At 64.7% G+C, this 20,041-nt stretch carries 15 protein-coding genes; 8 read left to right on the forward strand and 7 right to left on the reverse strand.

What is annotated here, in order from left to right; all coding sequences use genetic code 11:
* Positions 1-476: 476 nt before the first annotated feature.
* The 4 genes from T9R20_RS01765 to T9R20_RS01780 all read right to left on the reverse strand — a co-directional run bounded on the left by T9R20_RS01765 (position 477) and on the right by T9R20_RS01780 (position 5,691).
* Entirely contained in the window at positions 477-890 is a 414-nt protein-coding gene (locus tag T9R20_RS01765; protein WP_416182928.1) for a tyrosine-type recombinase/integrase, read from the reverse strand.
* A 199-nt stretch (positions 891-1,089) separates the two neighbouring features.
* A complete protein-coding gene (manA, locus tag T9R20_RS01770; protein ID WP_322410846.1) occupies positions 1,090-2,244 on the reverse strand; it encodes a mannose-6-phosphate isomerase, class I in 1,155 nt (384 codons plus the stop codon).
* Between the two features lie 292 nt (positions 2,245-2,536).
* Complete coding sequence (locus T9R20_RS01775; RefSeq protein WP_322410847.1) at positions 2,537-4,678, reverse strand: alpha-galactosidase; 2,142 nt, start codon at positions 4,676-4,678, stop codon at positions 2,537-2,539.
* Positions 4,675-5,691, reverse strand: coding sequence for a LacI family DNA-binding transcriptional regulator (locus T9R20_RS01780; protein WP_322410848.1), 1,017 nt, complete (start codon positions 5,689-5,691; stop codon positions 4,675-4,677). The genes T9R20_RS01775 and T9R20_RS01780 overlap by 4 nt, the downstream gene beginning before the upstream one ends.
* Positions 5,692-5,751: 60 nt before the next feature.
* Here T9R20_RS01780 and T9R20_RS01785 point away from each other — a divergent pair, with 60 nt between their 5' ends.
* From T9R20_RS01785 to T9R20_RS01820, 8 genes are all read left to right on the forward strand, one after another.
* The gene (locus T9R20_RS01785) at positions 5,752-7,302 is read left to right on the forward strand and encodes an ABC transporter substrate-binding protein (protein ID WP_322410849.1); all 1,551 of its coding nucleotides are present in this window, start codon (positions 5,752-5,754) and stop codon (positions 7,300-7,302) included.
* Between the two features lie 163 nt (positions 7,303-7,465).
* Positions 7,466-8,389 carry a sugar ABC transporter permease gene (locus tag T9R20_RS01790; RefSeq protein WP_322412225.1) on the forward strand — a complete coding sequence of 308 codons (924 nt, stop codon included), beginning with the start codon at positions 7,466-7,468 and terminating at the stop codon, positions 8,387-8,389.
* A complete protein-coding gene (locus T9R20_RS01795) occupies positions 8,386-9,204 on the forward strand; it encodes a carbohydrate ABC transporter permease (protein WP_322410850.1) in 819 nt (272 codons plus the stop codon). The genes T9R20_RS01790 and T9R20_RS01795 overlap by 4 nt, the downstream gene beginning before the upstream one ends.
* Positions 9,201-11,675 carry a glycoside hydrolase family 2 protein gene (locus T9R20_RS01800; RefSeq protein WP_322410851.1) on the forward strand — a complete coding sequence of 825 codons (2,475 nt, stop codon included), beginning with the start codon at positions 9,201-9,203 and terminating at the stop codon, positions 11,673-11,675. The genes T9R20_RS01795 and T9R20_RS01800 overlap by 4 nt, the downstream gene beginning before the upstream one ends.
* Entirely contained in the window at positions 11,672-12,634 is a 963-nt protein-coding gene (locus T9R20_RS01805; RefSeq protein ID WP_322410852.1) for a glycoside hydrolase family 113, read from the forward strand. The genes T9R20_RS01800 and T9R20_RS01805 overlap by 4 nt, the downstream gene beginning before the upstream one ends.
* Entirely contained in the window at positions 12,610-13,584 is a 975-nt protein-coding gene (locus tag T9R20_RS01810) for an N-acetylglucosamine kinase (protein WP_322410853.1), read from the forward strand. Before T9R20_RS01805 ends, T9R20_RS01810 begins: the two co-directional genes overlap by 25 nt.
* 77 nt (positions 13,585-13,661) lie before the next feature.
* On the forward strand, positions 13,662-15,713 hold the full coding sequence (locus tag T9R20_RS01815; RefSeq protein WP_322410854.1) for a cellulase family glycosylhydrolase: 2,052 nt from the start codon (positions 13,662-13,664) through the stop codon (positions 15,711-15,713).
* 120 nt (positions 15,714-15,833) lie between these two features.
* Entirely contained in the window at positions 15,834-16,865 is a 1,032-nt protein-coding gene (locus T9R20_RS01820) for a LacI family DNA-binding transcriptional regulator (RefSeq protein ID WP_322410855.1), read from the forward strand.
* Between the two features lie 100 nt (positions 16,866-16,965).
* On the opposite strand, the gene T9R20_RS01825 is transcribed toward T9R20_RS01820, so the two are convergent.
* From T9R20_RS01825 to T9R20_RS01835, 3 genes are all read right to left on the reverse strand, one after another.
* Positions 16,966-18,756 (reverse strand): ABC transporter ATP-binding protein, encoded by a 1,791-nt coding sequence (locus tag T9R20_RS01825; protein ID WP_322410856.1) that lies wholly within the window; start codon positions 18,754-18,756, stop codon positions 16,966-16,968.
* A 373-nt stretch (positions 18,757-19,129) separates the two neighbouring features.
* Positions 19,130-19,297: a hypothetical protein gene (locus T9R20_RS01830; RefSeq protein WP_322410857.1), complete on the reverse strand. Its 168-nt coding sequence runs from the start codon at positions 19,295-19,297 to the stop codon at positions 19,130-19,132.
* A 41-nt stretch (positions 19,298-19,338) separates the two neighbouring features.
* On the reverse strand, positions 19,339-19,923 hold the full coding sequence (locus T9R20_RS01835) for a TetR/AcrR family transcriptional regulator (protein ID WP_322410858.1): 585 nt from the start codon (positions 19,921-19,923) through the stop codon (positions 19,339-19,341).
* Positions 19,924-20,041 lie beyond the last annotated feature (118 nt).

Raw genomic sequence — 20,041 nt, forward strand, 5'->3', positions numbered from 1 at the left:
CGGAACATCGCAAACGCTGGGTAAGCCCGTGAGAAAATCGTGTCGCGATCGACCACTTCCGACACACCCGAGAAAGGCCGACTTACGCGCAAGCACTGGCGAGCGTGCCCTCGCACACCGCTGAAAGACGGGACGACATGAGTTCGAATCCCACCGTTACCGCCATATGTCCCTGATCAGAGCAAGTTTTTAGGTTCCGTTCAATGGGATTGAGCAAGAGCGTCGCGCATCTGGTGCGACGCTTTTCTGGTCTGATCGGGTCTTTTGTGAACCAACTTGTGTCCATTCCGTGGGAAACCTTCGGGAGAGGTCGAGTGCCCCGTTCTTGCTCGCTAAGGCACGAGGGTCGTCGCTTGATTGGAGAAAAGTCCGGTCGGGCGGAATGTGAGGGCGGACCCGCGGTGGGATTTTGCCCCATCGTCGCCCTGGTGATCCCGGGCAATCTCGGCGTTCGCGCTGACTTCAGAAGGGCCAGATCAGCGGCACATAGAGCACCGCGACGGCGATGAAGAGCAGAGCCAGAGGGAGGCCAACCTTCCAGTAGTCGCCGAACTCGTGCGTTGGCTGTCGCGGGCTCGGCTGAGCGCTTGTGCGACGTAGTCGAGGTCGTCGTCGAAGGGGTCGGCGTACGCGTCAAGTGTCATTGCCGCGCTGGCGTGCGCGAGTATCCGTTGCACTGCTTTGACGTTCGCACCTGCGCTGACGGCGAGGCTCGCGGCGGTATGTCGAAGGTCGTGTGGCCAGACGTAAGGGAAGTCAGAGTCGATGTTTCGTGCTCGGCGGACGGCGGCGGCGAACCAGCCGTCTTGGGAGCTGGGGAGCCGGAGGTGCTCGTCGCCGTCGCCGAAGAGGAGATGCTCGGCGGTCCTGGTGATGGTGAACGCACCCACCGCCGGCGTCGACTATCACGTGCCGTTCGGTGGGGCGAAGGGCTCGAGCTACGGCCCAGAGGAGCAGGGCACGTACGCACGGTAATTTCTCGCGCGGGTGAAAACGGCGTACGTGAACCCTGGCCTGATCCCATGACCTCGCGGAAACGAGACGCTCGGTCCATGGCGAGGCGCAGTGCTCCGGGATTCGCCCCATCTCTCAGCTCACAGCAAGATAGAGATCGCCTTCGCCCTGAACGTCGATAGCCTTCGTGCCGGCGACTATGAAGGCCGAGCCGCGTATGAACGTTCCGGCGACTGCACCTGCCGACACAAAGAATTCACCTCTGGTAACCAGGCCGACGGCTGGGCCCTCGGTGGGGACGACGACGTCGCCGTCGACCTTCACGAGCGCGAATCTGACGTTCTGTCCGGTTGGGACGGATGCGGGCCTGTACTCGACAGCGTGGTCGGACCGCCGCTCCGGGACCAGCTTCGACGAGGGCCCTGTCGAGAAGTCGAGCACCCTCAATAGTTCGGGCAGATCCACGTGCTTTGAGGTCATCCCTCCACGGAGCACGTTGTCAGATGGGCCCATCAGCTCCATTCCCGTCCCACTCAGGTAGGCGTGGATGTTTCCCGCGGGCAGCCAAAGCGCCTCGCCCGCCGCAAGGACGACGTGGTTGAGCATGAGGCAGATGGCGATCCCGACGTCGCCGGGGTACTGATGTGCGATGCGATTGGGAAGCTCGAAGCGGAGTGGATCGGCGGCGGCCGCGAGGGTTAGCGTGGTGAGCAGTCGGTCGATCGCTCGCCCGCCTCCAAGCAGCCAGCTGAAGGCGGAGCGGACCGCGTCGTTCCCGCGAAGTATGTGCTCCCACTCCCGTATCGGTGCGGGATCAGGCGAGACTTCGGCGAGGTGGCGGACGGTTGCAAGCGTCTCCGCGGCCTCACGGAATCCGCAGAGTGCCTCGAACCCGTCCTCGAGAGCGACGATCAGCTCCGGCTTCGCGAACGGATCCTTATAGTTTCGCTCTCTCGCGGAGCGCGTGATGCCGGCGGCTTCTTCGGCCGCATATCCTGCCGCCGCCTGCTCAGTTGTGGGATGAGCCTGGAGTGACAGCGGGGACCGCGCTGACAGTAGCTTGAGGAGAAACGGAATTGACTGGCCTGTCTGGCGTTCCCATTCGGCGAGATCGGATGGGCCTACGCTCGCGGGGATGATCCGTGCGGGAGCGGACGGATGCGCACCAAGCCACAGTTCGGCTTCGACCGCGTCGGTTGCGTCGTCGCCGAGAGCACGGGAGATTCCGCCGCGCGACCCCCAGTCATATCCGCGGATGACTCCCTCTAGCCTGAGCAGCTGCGAACTCACGTCGTGTCCGCGGCCGTTCGCGCTGAAAGGGTGCGGTCGACAACTAGGGAGAGGGATCTGAGCTCTTCGGTCGCCCATGGTGGGCTCGCGACCGACCATCGGAACTGGCCTCGACGCCGTGTGAGTACTTTTGCGCACATCCGAGAATCTCGGTCAGCGCCGCCCTGTTCGGCGATGTGGTCGCCCACCACCGCGGCACCGACATTGTGCGACTCCGCACGCCCATCACGGTTCGCGGTGCATTGGCACCGGCAGATGATCCCTGCCCGCCGCCCTGCTCGATCCATCGTGTTCACTCCTCAGGTGTCAGATGAAGGACGATCGCTTGCATAGGCCACATCACAGGCAATTGCAGACCTGCAGTCGCCAGGGCGCGCCCCGTCAGGTGCACCGCGTGTGCATTCAGCCATGAGGGGATGTTCCAACCCGCCACGAGCTCGCCGAATTCAGTCCGCACAGAGACGCGAAACCGGCGACGCGCGTCCAGGCCGGCGATCCGGAGGCGCTCGGCCCTCGCATCCTGCAGGCCTGACACCGTTGCCACCACGACCACCGCCTCCTCGCCGTCGGGGCGGATGAAGGAGGTCACTCGCCAGGCGGGGTCTCGCATTGTCGGATGCCGGACCACACTGGAGTGGATCAGCGGTCGCAGCTCCTTGTAGACGGCTGCGAATCGGGTGATGGCCTCGCGCTCGTCCGGGGTGCAGGCGAGGATGTTCCACTCCAGCCCGGCCGAACCCATCAGGCTGGTCGCCATGCGTAAGCCCAACGAGGTCACCCTGCCCGAACTGTGCGATTCAGCCGGGCCCACGTGGGCACCGATGAGTTCAGGAGGCACGAGCAAGCCCGTCCAACGCTGGATGTCTTGCCGTTCGACCGGATCATTCGAATCGCTCGCCCAGATGCGATCGCAGACATCCAGAATTCCGAGATCGGTGCGCGCTCCTCCGCTCGAGCATGATTCGATCTCGAGAGCGGGATGCCGCTGCTTGAGCTCGCGGATGAGCCGGTAAACGGCATCGGTCTGGGCGTGCGTTCCGGGGCGACCATCGTGCACGGATTCGATGAGATCGCGGTTGTGATCCCACTTGATGTAATCGATGCCGATCTCGTCGATGAGTGCGTCGACCCGGTTCCTTATATGTGCGAACGCACGCTCATCGGCCAGGTCGAGGACGTATTGCGAGCGCCAGGACAGTGATGCGTCGTGCTCGAGATGGCGAGGATCGTGAAGAAGCCAGTCGGGATGGTCGCGTGCGAGGTCCGAGTCCAGGCTGATCATCTCAGGCTCGAACCACAGACCGAATTGCATGCCGAGGGCGTGCACTCGATCGGCGAGCGGCCGCAATCCGTCGGGCCACACCCCTGAGTCCACCACCCAGTCGCCAAGGCTGGTGGTGTCATCACGTCGACCTACGAACCATCCGTCGTCGAGGACGAATCGCTCGACGCCGACCTCGGCCGCAGTATCCGCGAGCCTCTCGAGCTCGCGAGGATCGTGATCGAAGTAGACCGCTTCCCAGGTGTTCAATGTGAAAGGACGGGGAGAGCGCGGATGATGCGGGCGGTGGCGGAGCCACGTGTGGACGCGATGAGCGATTCCGTCCAAACCGGTCTCGGAAAAGATGAAGGCGACGGCGGGCGATCGGTACTCGTCTCCCCGGCGCAAGATGATCTCACCTGGTCGTAGCAGCTCCCCGCTTCCCAGGAGAGTGAGCGACTCCGTGAGGCGATCCACGCGATAGCTCGTGTCGGCGGACCACGCCGCGTGGGTGGCCCAGACTCGTCCCTGATCCCATCTCGGCGGCCCCTCGGACAGCGCGAAGATCGTCGCCGCGTCATGGCCCGGCCGCCCGCGTCGCGACTGGCGGACGGTCGATCCCGGCGGGAGTTCGCCTACCGCCGGACGCTTTTCTCTCGACCAACGACCGTCCAGGCTCGTCAAATGGGTTGCTGGCGTAGGAACAGGAAGAGTCGGCTCCAACCACTCGACTTCGATCGACGTGGCGGCCACCCCGTCGTGTCGGACGGAGGCGTTGCTCCACACCACGCCACCATCGGCAACGTGCACGGACACGCAAATGATCAGGCCGGACGCCGCGTCTCGAGCGCTCGCCTCGAACTTCGTGTCGTCGCTTCGATGGCTCATCAGCTCCCATCGGGGCCGTAGATGATCGTTGTCCCATCGAGCCTGGAAGCCCGGACGACCGCTCCAGCCATCGCCTTCCAGGGGGAACATCGTCGTCTCCCACGCCGAGTCGAGCGTCGCCGGCGGCGTCTGCCGCGCGAGGGCTCTCGCGACATCCAGAACGCCGTCGCCACTGAGGTCACCGAGCGACGCTCCCCAGTACAGAACCCGCGGGAGCCCGCTGGCACCGGTGTCGATCAGAAGTGAGATCCCCTCGGCGTCCAGGTGAACAACCTGCGGGGTCATTGCGTCACCGCCGGCATGCGCTCCCCGGTGCCACGTTCGATCACCCAGGTGGGGAGAGTGATCGACTGCGCGGCTCCTGTGGGGTCGGCGATCCTCTCGAGTGCGACGCGCGCCGCCTGTCGCCCGAGTTCTGTCGGGTCATAACTGATCACACTCACACCGATGACATCTGCGGTGTCGAAGTCGTCGAACCCGATCAAGGCCGTTTGCTGATCCCCGAGGCTCTTCATCGCCCTGAGGGCGCCAATCGTCATCCGGTTGTTGCCGCATATGACGGCCGTCGGAGGATCGGAAAGACTGAGCAGGTCGCGCATCAATCTCTCGGGCTCGACTCCTCGATCATCGATCAGGCGCTCCCATCCACGGGCGTCCGCGCCGCCAGCGTCCGCAATCGCCTTCCGGTACCCTGCGACCCGCTCGGATTGGGAGTAGATGGACGCCGGGTTGCACGCGTAAGCGATGCGCCGATGGCCGCGCGCGATCAGGCGCGACGTGGCATCGTACGCTCCGAAGCGGTTGTCGAGGAGAACCGAGTCAGCGACCAGATTGCGGGCAGGCCGATCGACCGCGACGACGGGAGTTCCGAGGTGGCGTTCGCCCTCGAGATAGGACTGGTCGTCGGAAACCGGGATCATGACGAGGGCGGCGATGCGCTGGGCGAGGAGCGCGTCAGCGACCCGCTCCTCGCCCTCGACGGTGTCGTCAGATGTCGCAAGTACGAGGCCGTAACCATGCGCGGCGAGCTCGCTCTCGAGGGCGGCCGCGACCTTGTAGTAGAAGGGGTTCCCGAGCTCGCCGACCATCAGTCCGATGGTGTTGGTCCCACCTCCCCGTCGGAGGCCCCGCGCCAAGGTGTTGGGGCGGAATCGAAGGCGCTTGGCAGCCATCATGACTCGCTCCACCGTCGCAGGGTTCACGAGTTCCCGCTGGTTGAACACACGCGACACCGTTTTTGCGCTCACTCCCGCCAGGCGAGCGACGTCCTCAAGCGTTGCGCGTTGCTGAACGGTCACCGCCGCCCCCCGGAAGCAATCCGATTCATTGGCGACGCGGGTCGGCGAGCGGGTCTGCAGATGACCACGATGGACATTCTCGAGACATTCACGATTCCCTTCGTCCCCGAACGCCTGAGTTTGCTTCTGAACGGCGGCGATTCGAGTGAGTTGGCTACCCGACAGTGTAGGACAGAAATCGCTAAAGCGCTTTACTATTTGCTGGGGCTGTCTTACGCTGACATCCGCATCCCAACGGTGAGGGCATTCTCACCGGAACCCGGAGGATGCCATACCAACGAGGGAGACGATCACATGGCAACACGCAAGGCAATGGTTGGCCTTGTCGCAGTCGCGGCGACGACGCTGCTGCTGACCTCGTGCTCGAGCGGCAGCGGCGAGGAGTCCGAGAGTGGCGAAGTCGCGGGGGACATCACATTCCTGACCAATCGGACCGATCTGGAAACCGACGGCACGTGGGAGGCATACGTCGAGGAGTTTCAGCAGGTCTACCCCGACGTCAACGTGACGGTAGAGGCGATCACCAATTACGCAGACGACGTGCGCACTCGCATGAGCAGTCCCAACGGGTACGGTGACGTGCTTCTCATCCCACAGGTGCCGGCGGACCAGTTCGCGGACTTCTTCGAGCCGCTCGGTGACGTCGGAGAGCTCGAGGAGACATACCGATTCCTCCCACCCGCGAGCTATGACGGCGTCGCCTACGGGATCGCACTGGGCGGAAACGCGAATGGTGTGCTGTACAACACCGAAGTCTTCGAGGCTGCTGGTGTTACCGAGCTCCCGACGACCGAAGAGGAATACCTCGACGCTCTTCGCGCCGTGAGTGAGAACACCGACGCCATTCCGTACTACACCAACTACAAGGATGGCTGGCCTCTGGGGGGCCAGTGGACCGCGAACGTCGGTGCACTGACCGGTAACCCGGATGCGCAGAACGAGATGGCGAACGACCCCGAGCCGTGGGTCGAGGGTACCGACATCTACGCAATCGACTCGCTTCTCTACGACATCGTCGCAGAGGGGCTCAGCGAGCCCGATCCGCTCACGACGAACTGGGAGCAGTCGAAGACGGACCTCGCATCGGGCGAGATCGCGTCGATGGTGCTGGGATCGTGGGCGATCTCGCAGTTCCAGACCGCAGCTGCGGATGCCGGGGCTTCAGAGGACGCCATCGGATTCATGGCTTTCCCAGCGACTGCGGAGAACGGGACGCAATACGCCACGATCGGCGGCGACTACAACCTGGCGATCAACAAGAACTCGCCCAATAAGGCCGCCGCTCGCGCATGGCTCGATTGGTTGGTGGAGGAGTCCGGGTTCACGGACAGTCAGGGCATGATCTCCGCGGTCATCGAAGACCCGCTGCCCTCCAACCTCAGTGCGCTAGCCGACGGTGGCGTGGAGCTCATCGAAGCGGCGCCCGCTCCCGCGGGCCAGGAGGGCCTGCTGAGCAACGTCGCGGACACCTCGCAAGTGGACATCTGGGGCAACCTCTACCGCCAGCAGCTGGTCGATGTCGCACGCGGTCAAGCCGAAGGCGACAAGGAGAGCTTCTTCGCAGACCTTAACGCGCGCTGGGGTGAAGCGGTCGAAGAGCTCGCAGGCTGACGACCCCCCCGGGTGGTCCGACTCCCCACCGGGGGAGTCGGACCACCCGTCATCCGGCCCCGTTGGCGGCGCCGAGAGCTCGGAGGAGAGGAACACTGTGTCGGTTACAACAAACGGACCCGTCCCGGCAGGAGTTACGGGGCCGCTCCAGGGAACGGCGAGCCTGCAACAACAGCGACGACCCCGCCGCACATCGAAGGGGGCCGCTGGTCCCGCCGGCAAGGGGTGGCTGGCCGGCCTGACCCCATACCTCTTCATCGCGGCGGCCGTAGGGCTCCTGCTGCTCCTGACGTACGTGCCGGCTGTGAACATGATCTGGTACAGCGTCAACGAGTGGACCGGGTTCGGACCTGTCGATGAGTTCGTAGGTGTCGACAACTACGTGCGTGTGTTCACGGAGCCTGAGATCTTCGCGGTGTTCGGCGTGAGCCTGTACTACTTCATCGCGTCTTTCGTGCAGATGGCGATCGCGCTGTACTTCGCCACACTGCTGAGTTTCAGCACCCGCTTCTCCAACTTCTTCCGCGGCGTGTTGTTCTTCCCTTATCTCATCAACGGAGTCGCCATCGGCTTCGTCTTCCTCTACCTGTTCCAGCCGGGCGGAACACTCGACACGGTGCTTTCGTGGGTTGGCGTCGCGGATCCGCCGCAGTGGCTCGGCGACGCGTCGATAGCGAACTACTCCCTCGCGGCGACGTCCGTGTGGCGCTACACCGGCCTGAACTTCGTCCTCTTCCTCGGCGCCATCCAGTCGATTCCTGCAGAGCTCTACGAGGCGGCCGAACTCGATGGCGCGAATCGTTGGCAGCAGTTCCGGTACATCATCTTCCCCGGAATACGACGGATCATCGGGCTGTCCTTCATCCTGGCTGTCGCGGGAAGCCTGTCGGTGTTCGAGATCCCGTTCATCATGACCGGAGGGGCGAACGGTACGGCCACGTTCGTCATCCAAACCATCCAGACGGCGTTCAATTTCCGTCAGGTCGGACTGGCGTCGGCGATGGCTGTCGTACTGCTGATCATCGTCCTCGTCGTCACGTTCATGCAGCGGAGAATCTTCCCCGACGAGAAGGTGGACCTGACATGATCGCTGCCATCCCGCGGATCGCGAAGTACGCGTCGCTGATCATCGCTTCCATCGTCGTCCTGTTGCCGCTTTCCGTCATCGTCTTCGCGAGCTTCAAGACCGGCGAGGAATACGCGACCACCGGGCCACTCGCTCCACCGTCGAACTGGTTCAACTTCGAGAACTTCCAGATCGCCGCTGAGCAAGGCGACATGATCGCCGGGTTCGTCAATACGACCATCGTGCTCGCCATCACGCTGGTCGGAACCGTCCTGATCGGAACGATGGCGGCGTACGCGATCGATCGGTTCGCATTCCGCGGCCGGCGCGTCATTCTGAGCCTGTTCCTGATTGCCACGCTGATCCCTAGCGTGACCAGTCAGGTGGCCACCTTCCAGATCATCAGCGGCCTCGGTCTGTACAACACGAAAGCGGCTCTGATCCTGCTCTTCATGGGCACCGACATCATCGCGATCTACATCTTCATCCAGTTCATGCAATCCATTCCGATGTCACTGGACGAAGCGGCCATGATCGACGGCGCCAATCGGTGGACGATTTATTGGCGCGTCATCCTCCCGCTCCTCAAACCGGCGATCGCAACCGTCGTCATCATCAAGGGCATCGCCGTCTACAACGAGTTCTACCTGCCATTCCTCTATCTGCAATCAGAGCCGCTCATCTCCACCGCACTGTTCCGGTTCAAAGGACCGTTCGGTGCGCAATGGGAGATCATTGCGGCCGGAACCCTGCTCGTCATCATTCCCACCGTCATCGCCTTTGTGTTCCTGCAGCGCTGGATCTACAAGGGTCTCGTCTCAGGAGCCGTGAAGTGACCATCGCCAACCCCCTCCTCGCGCCCGTGTCGCGCACCCCGATCACTGAGGGATGGACCGTGCGCGCGGCATCGGGACCGGCCGAAGTGGGCCGCCAGCCCCTGCCGGCGACCGTTCCCGGAGTCGTGCACCTAGATCTCATGGCGGCAGGCCTCATCCCCGACCCCTACCTCGACGACAACGAGTCGAAGCTTGCCTGGATCGGCCTCGTCGATTGGACCTTCGAGACTGAGGTAACGGTGACCGCGGAGACTCTCGCGGCCGGCGAGCGGCACGAGCTGGTGTTCGACGGACTGGACACCGTTGCCACCGTCTTGCTGAACGGCGAGCGCATCCTCGAGGTCGCCAACCAGCATCGGAAGCACCGAGTCGACATCACTGACCGTCTTCACGCCGGCGACAACCGACTCACTGTTGAGTTCCGCAGCCCGGTGCGATACGCGAATGCTCAGAGTGTCGCGCTCGGCGCACGCCCGCGACCCTATCCCTTCCCCTACGACGCGATCAGGAAGTCCGCGTGCAGCTTCGGCTGGGACTGGGGGATCGCGACCTACTCGAGCGGGATCTGGCGCCCGGTTCGGCTGGAGACCTGGTCCGGCGCCCGCCTCGGCGACGTGCTCATGGCGGCGGAACCGCACGGAGCCGGCGGCACCGTGCGGGTGAGAGCAGACGTGGTCCGCACCGGCGGCGAGCTTCCCCTCACCGTGACGGTGTCCGTCGCCGGTGAGTCGGCGACCGTCGAAGTCGACGACGAGAGCGGCGTGGACATCGAGGTGCGAATCCCGCAGGTCGAAAGGTGGTGGCCCGCCGGGCACGGCGCGCAACCTCTGTACGACGTCTCGGTAAGGCTCTCGGCCGATGCGTCCCTCCTCGACGAGACGACACGACGGGTCGGATTCCGCACCGTCCGGTGGAACACGGCTCCGGATGAGGCTGGCACGCCGTTCGAGCTGATCGTGAACGATCGAAGCATCTTCGTCAAAGGGGTCAATTGGATCCCGGACGACGCGTTCCCCAGCCGGGTCGACCGCGCCCGGTACCGGCGCCGGCTCGAGCAGGCAACGCAGGCCCACATAAATCTCATCCGAGTGTGGGGCGGAGGCATCTACGAGGCCGACGACTTCTACGACCTCTGCGATGAGCTCGGTCTTCTCACCTGGCAGGACTTCCTGTTCGCGTGCGCAGCGTACTCAGAGGATGAGCCCCTTCGATCGGAGGTGCAGGCCGAAGCGCGCGACAACGTCACGCGCATCGCTCACCACGCGTCCCTCGTCCTGCTCACCGGGAACAACGAGAACCTCTGGGGCTACGAGGACTGGGGGTGGAAGGCACGGCTTGACGGCAAGTCCTGGGGGGAGCACTACTACTACGAGCTGCTGCCGGCCATCGTCGCCGAGATCGCGCCGCATGTTTCGTACGCCCCCGGGAGCCCGTTCAGCCCAGGGGGTGAGCACCCCAACGCCGAGCGACACGGCACCATGCACCTCTGGGAACAGTGGAACCGACTGGACTGGACGACGTATCGAGCGCAGACGCCGCGATTCGTCGCGGAGTTCGGTTGGCAGGGTCCTCCGACCTGGTCCACTCTTACCCAGGCCATCCACGATCAGCCGCTCACGCCGGAGTCTCCGGGGATGATCGTGCACCAGAAGGCGATCGACGGCAACGCCAAGCTCAGTTCCGGGCTCGTGCCGCATTATCGAGTGCCCGAAGAGATGGAGATGTGGCATTGGGCGATGCAGCTCAACCAGGCGAACGCCGTGTCTGCGGCGCTCGAGTGGTTCCGCTCGCACGCCCCACATACATCAGGAGCGGTGGTCTGGCAGCTCAACGACTGCTGGCCGGTGACCTCATGGGCCGCCATCGACGGCGGCGGCCGAGAGAAGCCTCTCTTCTACGCCCTTCGGAATGCCTTCGCCCCGCGCGTCGTCACCGTGCTCCCGGTCGCTGGCGAACTCACGGTCACGCTGGTGAACGACACCGATGAATCCTGGTCGGGTGATCTGGAACTGCGTCGCCGCGATTTCTCCGGCCGCATCATGGCCGGTGACTCGCGTCACGTCGTCGTGGGACCCCGCGCCACTGTGCGCGTCGCAGTCGATGGCGCGGTCGCCGAACCCCGCGACGCTGCGCGCGAGCTCCTCACCGCCGAGGCGCTGGGCCAACGTGGATTCTGGTGGTTCTCAGAGCCGCGCGACAGCGCGCTTCCCTCCCCCGAGTTCTCGCTCGCGGTCTCGCACACAGACGAGGAAACGTTCGATGTCGAGGTGACGGCGGGCACCATTCTGCGTGACCTCGCAATCCTGGTCGACAAGATCGCCCCCTCCGCCACGGTCGACGAAGGACTGCGCACCCTCCTCCCTGGCGAGGTGGCCACCTTCCGGATCAGCGGCGTTGCGGCGATCGCAGAGAACGAACTTCGAGAGCCGGGAATCTTGCGCTCTGCTAATGAACTGGTGGCAGGCGCATGAGTCACGCAAGTGAGATCGCTCCCGTGTGCGGCATGACCTGGGGATGGGTCGGCGTCCCCGGCACATGGGCGACTCCCGAAGGCGAGGCATCCATCACGTTGATGTCCGAGCACGAGGTGAACTGGACTGCCCTCGCCTACACCGGAATCCAGGACACCGCCTTCTCCACCCGCGTCCGATACGGGGCCCCGACGGGCGTCGGGGAAGGGGAGATCACCTGGGCGATCCGGAAGGCGCACGAACTGGGAATGAAGGTCTGCCTCAAGCCCGTCGTCAATGTGGCGGATGGCACGTGGCGTGCACACATCGGATTCTTCGACTGGGACGTTCCCGGGGAGCCGTCGTGGACGGACTGGTTCGACTCCTACAGCGACTTCATCCTCGACGCGGCTCGGATCGCCGAGCAGGAGAGCTGCGAGATGCTCTGCGTGGGTTGCGAGATGGTGCGATCGGACGGCCAGGAGCAGCACTGGAGGCGGCTGATAGCCCGCGTACGCCAGGTGTACAGCGGCCTCATCACCTACAACTGTGACAAGTACCAGGAAGACAGAGTTTCGTGGTGGGACGCCGTGGATCTCATCTCGTCGAGCGGCTACTACCCCCTGAACGCGTGGGAGCGCGAACTCGACCGGATCGAGGAGGTCGTTCGTGCCTCCGGCAAGCCCTTCTTCTTCATGGAAGCGGGCTGCCCCTCTCGAGTCGGGTCACCTGACCTCCCCAACGACTGGTCGCTCGTCGGCGGACCATCCGGACAAGCGCAGCTCGAGTATTACCAGGAGATGTTCCGCGCATGCCGCAGCCGCGATTGGGTGGGCGGGCTCATGCTCTGGGACTGGCCGGCTCGGCTGTACGACGCGGACGAGGCATCCACCAACGACGACTACTGTCCGTATGGCAAACCCGCGGGGGCCTTCATGGCTGCGCAGTATGCGGAGTGGAAGTCGGTGACATCCCCGTGACGATCGTCCACCCCGGCAGCGGGACGACCGTCGCCATCGATGCCGGGCAAACGGGCATAAAGGTCCGCACACGGTCGGGTGTCGAGCCCCATGTCGAGGCGGTGTACCCGGGTGTGCGAACCCACGAGCCTCTGCTGCCCCAGCTGGCCGAGGTGGTGCGCGCGCAGCAGCGTGAGCTGGGCCGGCCCGTGGAGTCGGTCGCGTTCGGCGTCTCGGGGCTGACTCGCAGCCAGTCCGACGCTGGCGCGCTTCTCGCAGCGCTTGGTGACGTGGGTGCCCGGCACGTGCTGCTCGCCCATGACTCCGTCACGTCGTTCCTCGGCTCTCTTGGCGACGCTCAGGGAGCCGTCATCGCCGCGGGGACCGGTGTGGTGACGCTCGGAGTCGGACCGGACCGAATCGCGCGTGTCGACGGCTGGGGCAACATCATGGGTGACGCTGGCAGCGCCTACTGGATCGGTCGCGAGGCGCTCGAGGCTGCGATGCGCGCACACGACGGCAGGGAATCCCCGACAGCGCTGACCGAGGCGGTACGGGAGCGCTGGGATGACATCGAGGACGCCTATGTTCAGCTGCAGTCGGACCCGGACCGCGTCCGCATCGTGGCGTCGTTCGCCTCGTCGGTAACCACGCTTGCCGACGTCGACGCAGCGAGTGCCCAGATCGCCCTGCGCGCGGCTCGCGAGCTCGCGCGGTCGGTCGTGACTGCGCTCCGGCGCGTCGAGGACCCGACCGACCCCGACGCCGAAGAAGCGGTGAGCGCCATCGGAGGAGTGTTCACCTCGCCGCTCATCCTGGGACGTTTCAGCGAACTGGTCACCGAAGCTCGCCCGACCGCACGGATCGTGAGCCCGCGCGGCACAGGACTAGACGGCGCGACGATGCTCTTCGACGTGCCACCCCAGCATCCGCTCACCGAATTCATCCGCGTCGCGAAGGTGGATCGGTAGCGCGAGAAGGATCCGGGATCGGGCGCCCGGGTCACGCCACTGGTGGCACCCCGCCACCGCAAACAGGAAGGTCGAAGATGACACACATTCCGCCCGACAGGAGGCGCCGCGCAGTCGCGGCCCTCACGACCGCCGCGCTTGCCGCTGGGCTGCTGATCTCGGCGACGCCGGCGAGCGCCGCACCGCCGCCTTCGCCGTCCGCCTCTCAGTTTGTGAAGGCGCAAGGAAACAGGCTGACGCTCGGCGGCAAACCCTACGAGTTCGCTGGCACGAACAACTACTACCTCGGATACAAATCGACGGGGATGGTGGACGCCGTCCTGGACGACGCGGCCCAAGCAGGGTTCGATGTGATGCGCACCTGGGGGTTCCAGGACTTTCAGTCGCCCGACGGCTCCGGATCCGTCCACCAGAACTTCGAAGGCGTCTGGTACCAGGCGTGGGACGAATCGACCGGCAAGCCGGTCGTCAACGAAGGGGCCGACGGCCTGCAGAAGCTCGACTATGTCATCGCCGCCGCACGCGAGCGCGGCATCCGGCTCATCATCCCTTTCACCAACAATTGGAACGCCTTCGGCGGAATGGACCAGTACGTCCGCTGGGCTGGCCTCGACGAGCACGCCGATTTCTACACCGACGGCAGAATTCGCGGGTGGTTCAAAGACTGGATCGCCACATTGCTCAATCGGACCAACTCGCTGACCGGGGTCAAATACAAGGATGATCCGACCATCTTGGCCTGGGAGCTGGCCAACGAGCCGCGCTGCACCAGCGCCGGTGTCTACCCGGATGGCACCTGCGATGCGACGACCATCACGACGTGGGCTGACGAGATGAGCCGGCACGTCAAATCCATCGACGGCAAGCACCTGCTCGCGGCCGGCGACGAGGGCTTCTTCTGCCGGCCGGAGAGCAAGTGGTCTCTCACGCAGAAGTATGGGGCTTCCGGATACGGACCGGGATTCGGGGAGGACTGCGCCGAGGGAGTCGACACTGTCGCCCTCGCATCACTGAAGCACATCGACATGATGTCGATGCATCTGTACCCGGATCACTGGAAAACCAGCACCGCGTGGGGGACGGGCTGGATCGCCGAGCACGGCGCGGCGGCCGCGAAGATCGGAAAGCCCGTCTATCTCGGGGAGTTCGGGCTCGTCGACAAGGCGACCCGTATGCCGGTGTACGACGAATGGCTGCGAACGATCCGCCATTCCGGTGTGGACGGTGCGCTCTACTGGATTCTGTCGGCTGAGCAGGATGACGGCACGCTGTACGCGGACTACGACGGCTTCACCGTCTACTGTCCAAGCCCCGTCTGCACGCTCATGAGCGCGCACGCGAAGCTCGCTCCCGCGTCGCTTGCGGGCGCGAAGACGCTGCTCCAAACGATCGCCGACAACGATGCGATCACCGTGGAGCGCGATACGACAGCGGTGGTCGACGTGCTGGCCAACGACGTATCCCTCACGCTGCCGCTTCGGAAGAGCACGCTGGACCTCGACCCCGCAGCTCGAGGACGACAAACCTCTGTCGCGCTGCCCGGCGGATCGCTTGCAATCACCGCTCCGGGCGTGGTCACCTATACCCCTGAAGGCGGCTTTGTCGGCAGGGTCGACTTCCCGTACACGGTCGGAAACGGCGTGACCACGGCGGAGGCGATCGTGACCGTCACCGTTCGTCCTGCGCCGGGGGATCCGGTCGTGCTCGCGTCGTGGGAGACCGGACTGGAGGGGTGGGCTCCAGCGGACTGGCAGACCGATCCCGGTGCGCTCGATGTCGGTCCTACTGGAGCGACGGACGGGAGCGTTGCGCTCCAGGTGACGTCGAACGGCGCTTGGTTCGGGTCACCCGCCGACAGTCCCGTTCTCGACCTATCGACGCGCGCGGCGCTCGAGTTCGACGTCTCGACAGCGGCTGCCGGCACATCCGTCTCGGTGGCCGTCCGCTACGGCGACGCCTGGGCCTGGTGCCAGTCCCCCTGGGAGTGGGTGCCGGAGAACACGACCCAGTCGGTCACCGTTCCGCTCGACGAGTTCGGCTGCGATACCTCCAGCCTCACGGCGGTGCATGACGTGCTGATCTTCTTCAACGCGGGTCAGTTCGCGATCGATCGCCTCACCGTGAAGTAGACCGGGGCGGATGCCGGGGGTCGCCCGAGTCCCGGCATCCGCCTCTTTCTCACCGCACAAGAGCGCACACGCGGGCATAGGGTTTCAAAGGTGTCTACCTCTCGTCTGCCCAACAGTCGCGTGACGATCAGCGACATTGCTTTGCGGGCCGGCGTCTCCATTGGAGCAGTGTCGTTCGCGCTGAACGGGCGCAAGGGCGTGTCGGAGGAGACACGCGAGCGCGTCTTGAAGATCGCGAACGAACTCGGCTGGGCACCAGCCAGCGCTGCGAGGTCCCTCGCCGAGGCGCGTACCGAGACCTTCGGGATGGTGCTCGCCCGAGATCCACGCAATCTCGGTGTCGAGTCCTTCTACATGCAGTTCCTCGCAGGGCTCGAGGTCGAGCTGGCGCGCCGCTCATACGGCCTGTTGCTGCAGGTCGTACCTTCGCGCGCGGACGAGCTCGCCGCGATGGAGAAGTGGCGCCGCTCTCGACGCGTGGACGGCGTGCTGTTGGTGGATGTCGCGATGAATGATCCCCGCATCGCGCTGTCAGCCGAGCCCGGCGCGCTTCCCGCGCTCGTGGTGGCGGATCCGTCGGTTGCGGGGGGCCTGCCATGCGTGTGGACCGACGACGCGACTTCTCTTCGCGAGGCTGTGCGTTATCTCGCCGGGCTCGGCCATAGCGAGATCGTCCGAGTCGCCGGCCTCGATTCGCTTGCGCATACCCGCATTCGGGACGATGCCTTCCTCGACGAGGCGAGGCACCTCGGACTAGACGTCGCGATCCTTCGGACCGACTATTCACCTGAGTCCGGCGCGAGCGCGACGCGACGGGCGCTGACTTCGGCGACCCGGCCCACGGCTTTCGTCTACGACAACGACGTCATGGCGGTTGCCGGGCTGACGACAGCGATGGAGCTGGGTCTTCGAGTTCCCGACGACGTCTCGATCGTCGCATGGGACGATTCCGTCTTGTGCGAGCACACATTCCCGAAGCTGACCGCTCTCAGCCATGATGTCGTCGCTTTCGGCTCCCATGTCGCGCGCCGGCTCTTCGACGTCGTCGATGGGACCGGATCCGGCGCCTTCCTCGACTCCACGCCCAAGCTGACCGTCCGCGGGTCAACGGGCCCACCGCCGCGCGCTGACGCACGCGCGTCCGCGCGTTGAGACTCGCGGGGCAGACGGATCCGGGTAGCCGTCCCACGGCTCGTCGTTGATGGAGCTCGGACAACGCGAGCAGTCCGACGTGACATCGGACACGGAACCTCTAGACGGATGCGGCGAGTCGAGCGTAGAGTCCCTCGCGTGCGATGAGGGAGTCGTGATTCCCGACCTCGGCGAGGCGGCCCTTTTGCAAGACGACGATCGTGTCGGCTCTGCGTATCGTCGACATGCGGTGCGCCACGATGAGAGTCGTCCTTCCGTGGCGTGCTCGATCGAGTGCAGCTGTGACACGCGATTCTGAGATCGGGTCGAGCGCGCTCGTTGCCTCGTCAAGTACGAGGATGCGTGGTCGGCGCACCAACGCGCGGGCAATGGCCAGTCGCTGACGCTGACCGCCCGACAGAGACGACCCCCGTTCACCGACGATAGTGTCCAGGCCTCCGCCGCCCTGCAGGATGTCGAGGGCATCGGCTTCTTCGAGGGCAGCGAAGATGTCCTCGTCGCTGAGGTGAGGCGTCCCGTAGGCGACGTTGTCGCGCACCGTCCCCGCGAGGAGCGCGACCTCCTGTGGCACGATCGAGATGTGTGACCGGAAGGATCGTCGGTTCAGTGACTGCATATCGCGGTCATCTATGAGAACGGACCCGGACTCGGGGTTGACGAAACCTAACGCAGCGTTCAGCAGTGTGGACTTGCCTGATCCGGAAGAGCCGACGAACGCAACCGTCTCACCAGGGGCGATGCGGAGATTGATCCTGTCCAGTGCGGCAGGCTCCGCCGGCGAATACCGCACGACGACGTCCTTGAACTCGACAGAGCCCTCGACGCGGTCCACCGGCAATTTCCCCTCATCATCCTCGACGTCCAGTTCCTCTGCGACGTCAGAGAGCGACCTGACGGCATCGAGCCCTCTCGCGAAGATCGGTGTGACATTGAGCAACATCACAATCGAGCTTGTGAGCAGCCCGAAGTAGGTGCTGAGCAGGACGACCTGGCCGGCGGAGATGGGGAAGATCTGCGATACCGCAAGCAGTGCGGCCGTGACCAGGCACAGCAGACCCAGTACTTGGTAGGACAGCCACGACAGCGCACTGAATCGCCCATTAAGGAGGTCAAGGTCGCGACCGACCTGACGCACCGAATCTGCATGCCGGGCCACTCGCTCGGTCGCAACGTCTTCGAGACCGTGCCCTCTCGTGATCGGCATCAGGGCTGCCATTTCACTGACTTGGGCAGAGAGGCGTTCGACTTCGGAGCGGAAGGCCTCGTTCCGGGTGGAGGCGCGCCGCCTGATGAAGGCTACGAGCGCTGCGGCGACCGGTATCGCGAGGAGGAAGACCACAACAAAAGGAGGGACGGAGATGGCCGTTATGACGATCGCGCCCACCACCGTCGCGCAGGCGGAGACCACTGTGGGCAGCACCTGAGCGAGCATGAGTTCAAGGCTTTCCACGTCTCTCACGATCTTCGTCTGGACAAGCGAGGCGCTTTGTCGATTGTGGAAGCCGAGCGACAGTCGCTGGAGTCTCGAGGCCAGTCCTGTTCGCACGGCGTAGGCCAGCGTTCGAGTCGAACTACTGCTGAGGCGAACAAAAATCATCGTGAACGGGTAGTTCAAGGCCAGTACTGACAGGGCCACTGCGCCCCACGCTGCGATACGCCACGCTGGGCCGCCCGCGACAACGATGTCGATGATGGCCGCCGTGACCGGTGGGAGAACCCACACAGGGCTGTCCTTGATGACGAACGCCACCACCGCGAACGCCATCTTCTTTCGATGTGGGTGGAGTAGGCGGAGGAGTGACCTCAGCGGTTGGTCGCGGCGGACGCTACTCGCGAACGCAGACTCGCTGTCGCGGTGCGCGCGGTCTGTCGCTCTATGTCGATCCATCATAGATTCGATGCTAAAGCGCTTTATGCCCCAGGAGGATGTGTTGGTGCGTCCACGCGCGGAAACAACATCGCACGTCAGCGACCACGGCGCGCTTCCTCCATCCAGGCCGGGTGCGTCGCGGCAGCCATTCTGATCGGAACGGTCTCGAGCACCGCCGAACCTCGGGCCGCACGATGCGGATCACCGCGCAATGCCGCAGTACAGCTCCGACTTCTACAGTCTTCGCCGTGAGGGCGAGGAGGTCAGATCTGCTCGCGGCTCCTGATTCGGGCCCCCGTAGCCGATGAGGCACCGATAACCGTCGGATCGATTTCGATCCGCGATTGCGCCGACCGCCATCTGCGGCTGCAGCTCGTCGTCGCGAGTGACCGATTCAGCCGTAGTGGAGTGGCGCAACATCGGTCACCCCTGTTGAGACATCCTCGACGGCGACCGCCGACCAGGTTTCCGAGCGCGCGATCGCGCTCCCGGCCGGGTCGAACGTGCCTCTTACGATATGGAAGGGCGACTGCACCTCGATCGACGCGAACGTCTGGCTCACCGCCGAAGTCGGCGGATGAGCGCCGTGTCTCCCGAAGGTGCTCAGCGTGCGTCGAGCACGGACAGCACTGTGTCGATGATCCGTTCCGGCGCGTCCGCGGGATCGAGTCTGCCGCTGGCGACCTCCCCGCCGGCGCCGTGCAGGATCTGGTGCAGCACTGCGACAAGCCAGGATGTGGGCATGTCCTTCCTAAATTGGCCATCGGCGCGGCCGCGTTCCACCAGCGCCTCGACCCGGGCCGCCGGGCCATCGTGAAGCTGCCTGATCCGCGCTGGTGAGAGCTCCGCCTCAGCGGCGCTGATGATCGAACGGGACTGATCGACCAGCTGCCAGCTGTTCCGAATCAGCTGCGCAAGCGCCGTGCGCGGATCTCCCTTGAGGTCCACCGCCGCCAGCATCTCCTCACCCTGCGCGAGTACTCGGGACACGACCGCGTCGATCAGCGCTGGACGCGACGCGAAGTGCCCGTACAACGTCACCCTGCCAAGGCCCGCTTCTTCCGCGATCTCCGCCATCGTCGCGCTCGGCCGCCGCTGCAGGCACACGATCGAGGCGTCAAGGATGCGCTCGACGTTGCGCACAGCGTCCGCACGCCTCGCCACCGGCTTCGAGAGCGCTGTCGGCATCGGTCTGCCTTCCCATACACATGTGTATGGGTTATGTTAGCAACACAACTTGTACACGCATGTACGATTTCGGAGATGTGATGGCGACCACAACAACGCAACCATCAGCGGGCCAGCT

It is taken from the genome of Microbacterium invictum (assembly GCF_034421375.1).
Taxonomy (GTDB): Bacteria; Actinomycetota; Actinomycetes; order Actinomycetales; family Microbacteriaceae; genus Microbacterium; species Microbacterium invictum_A.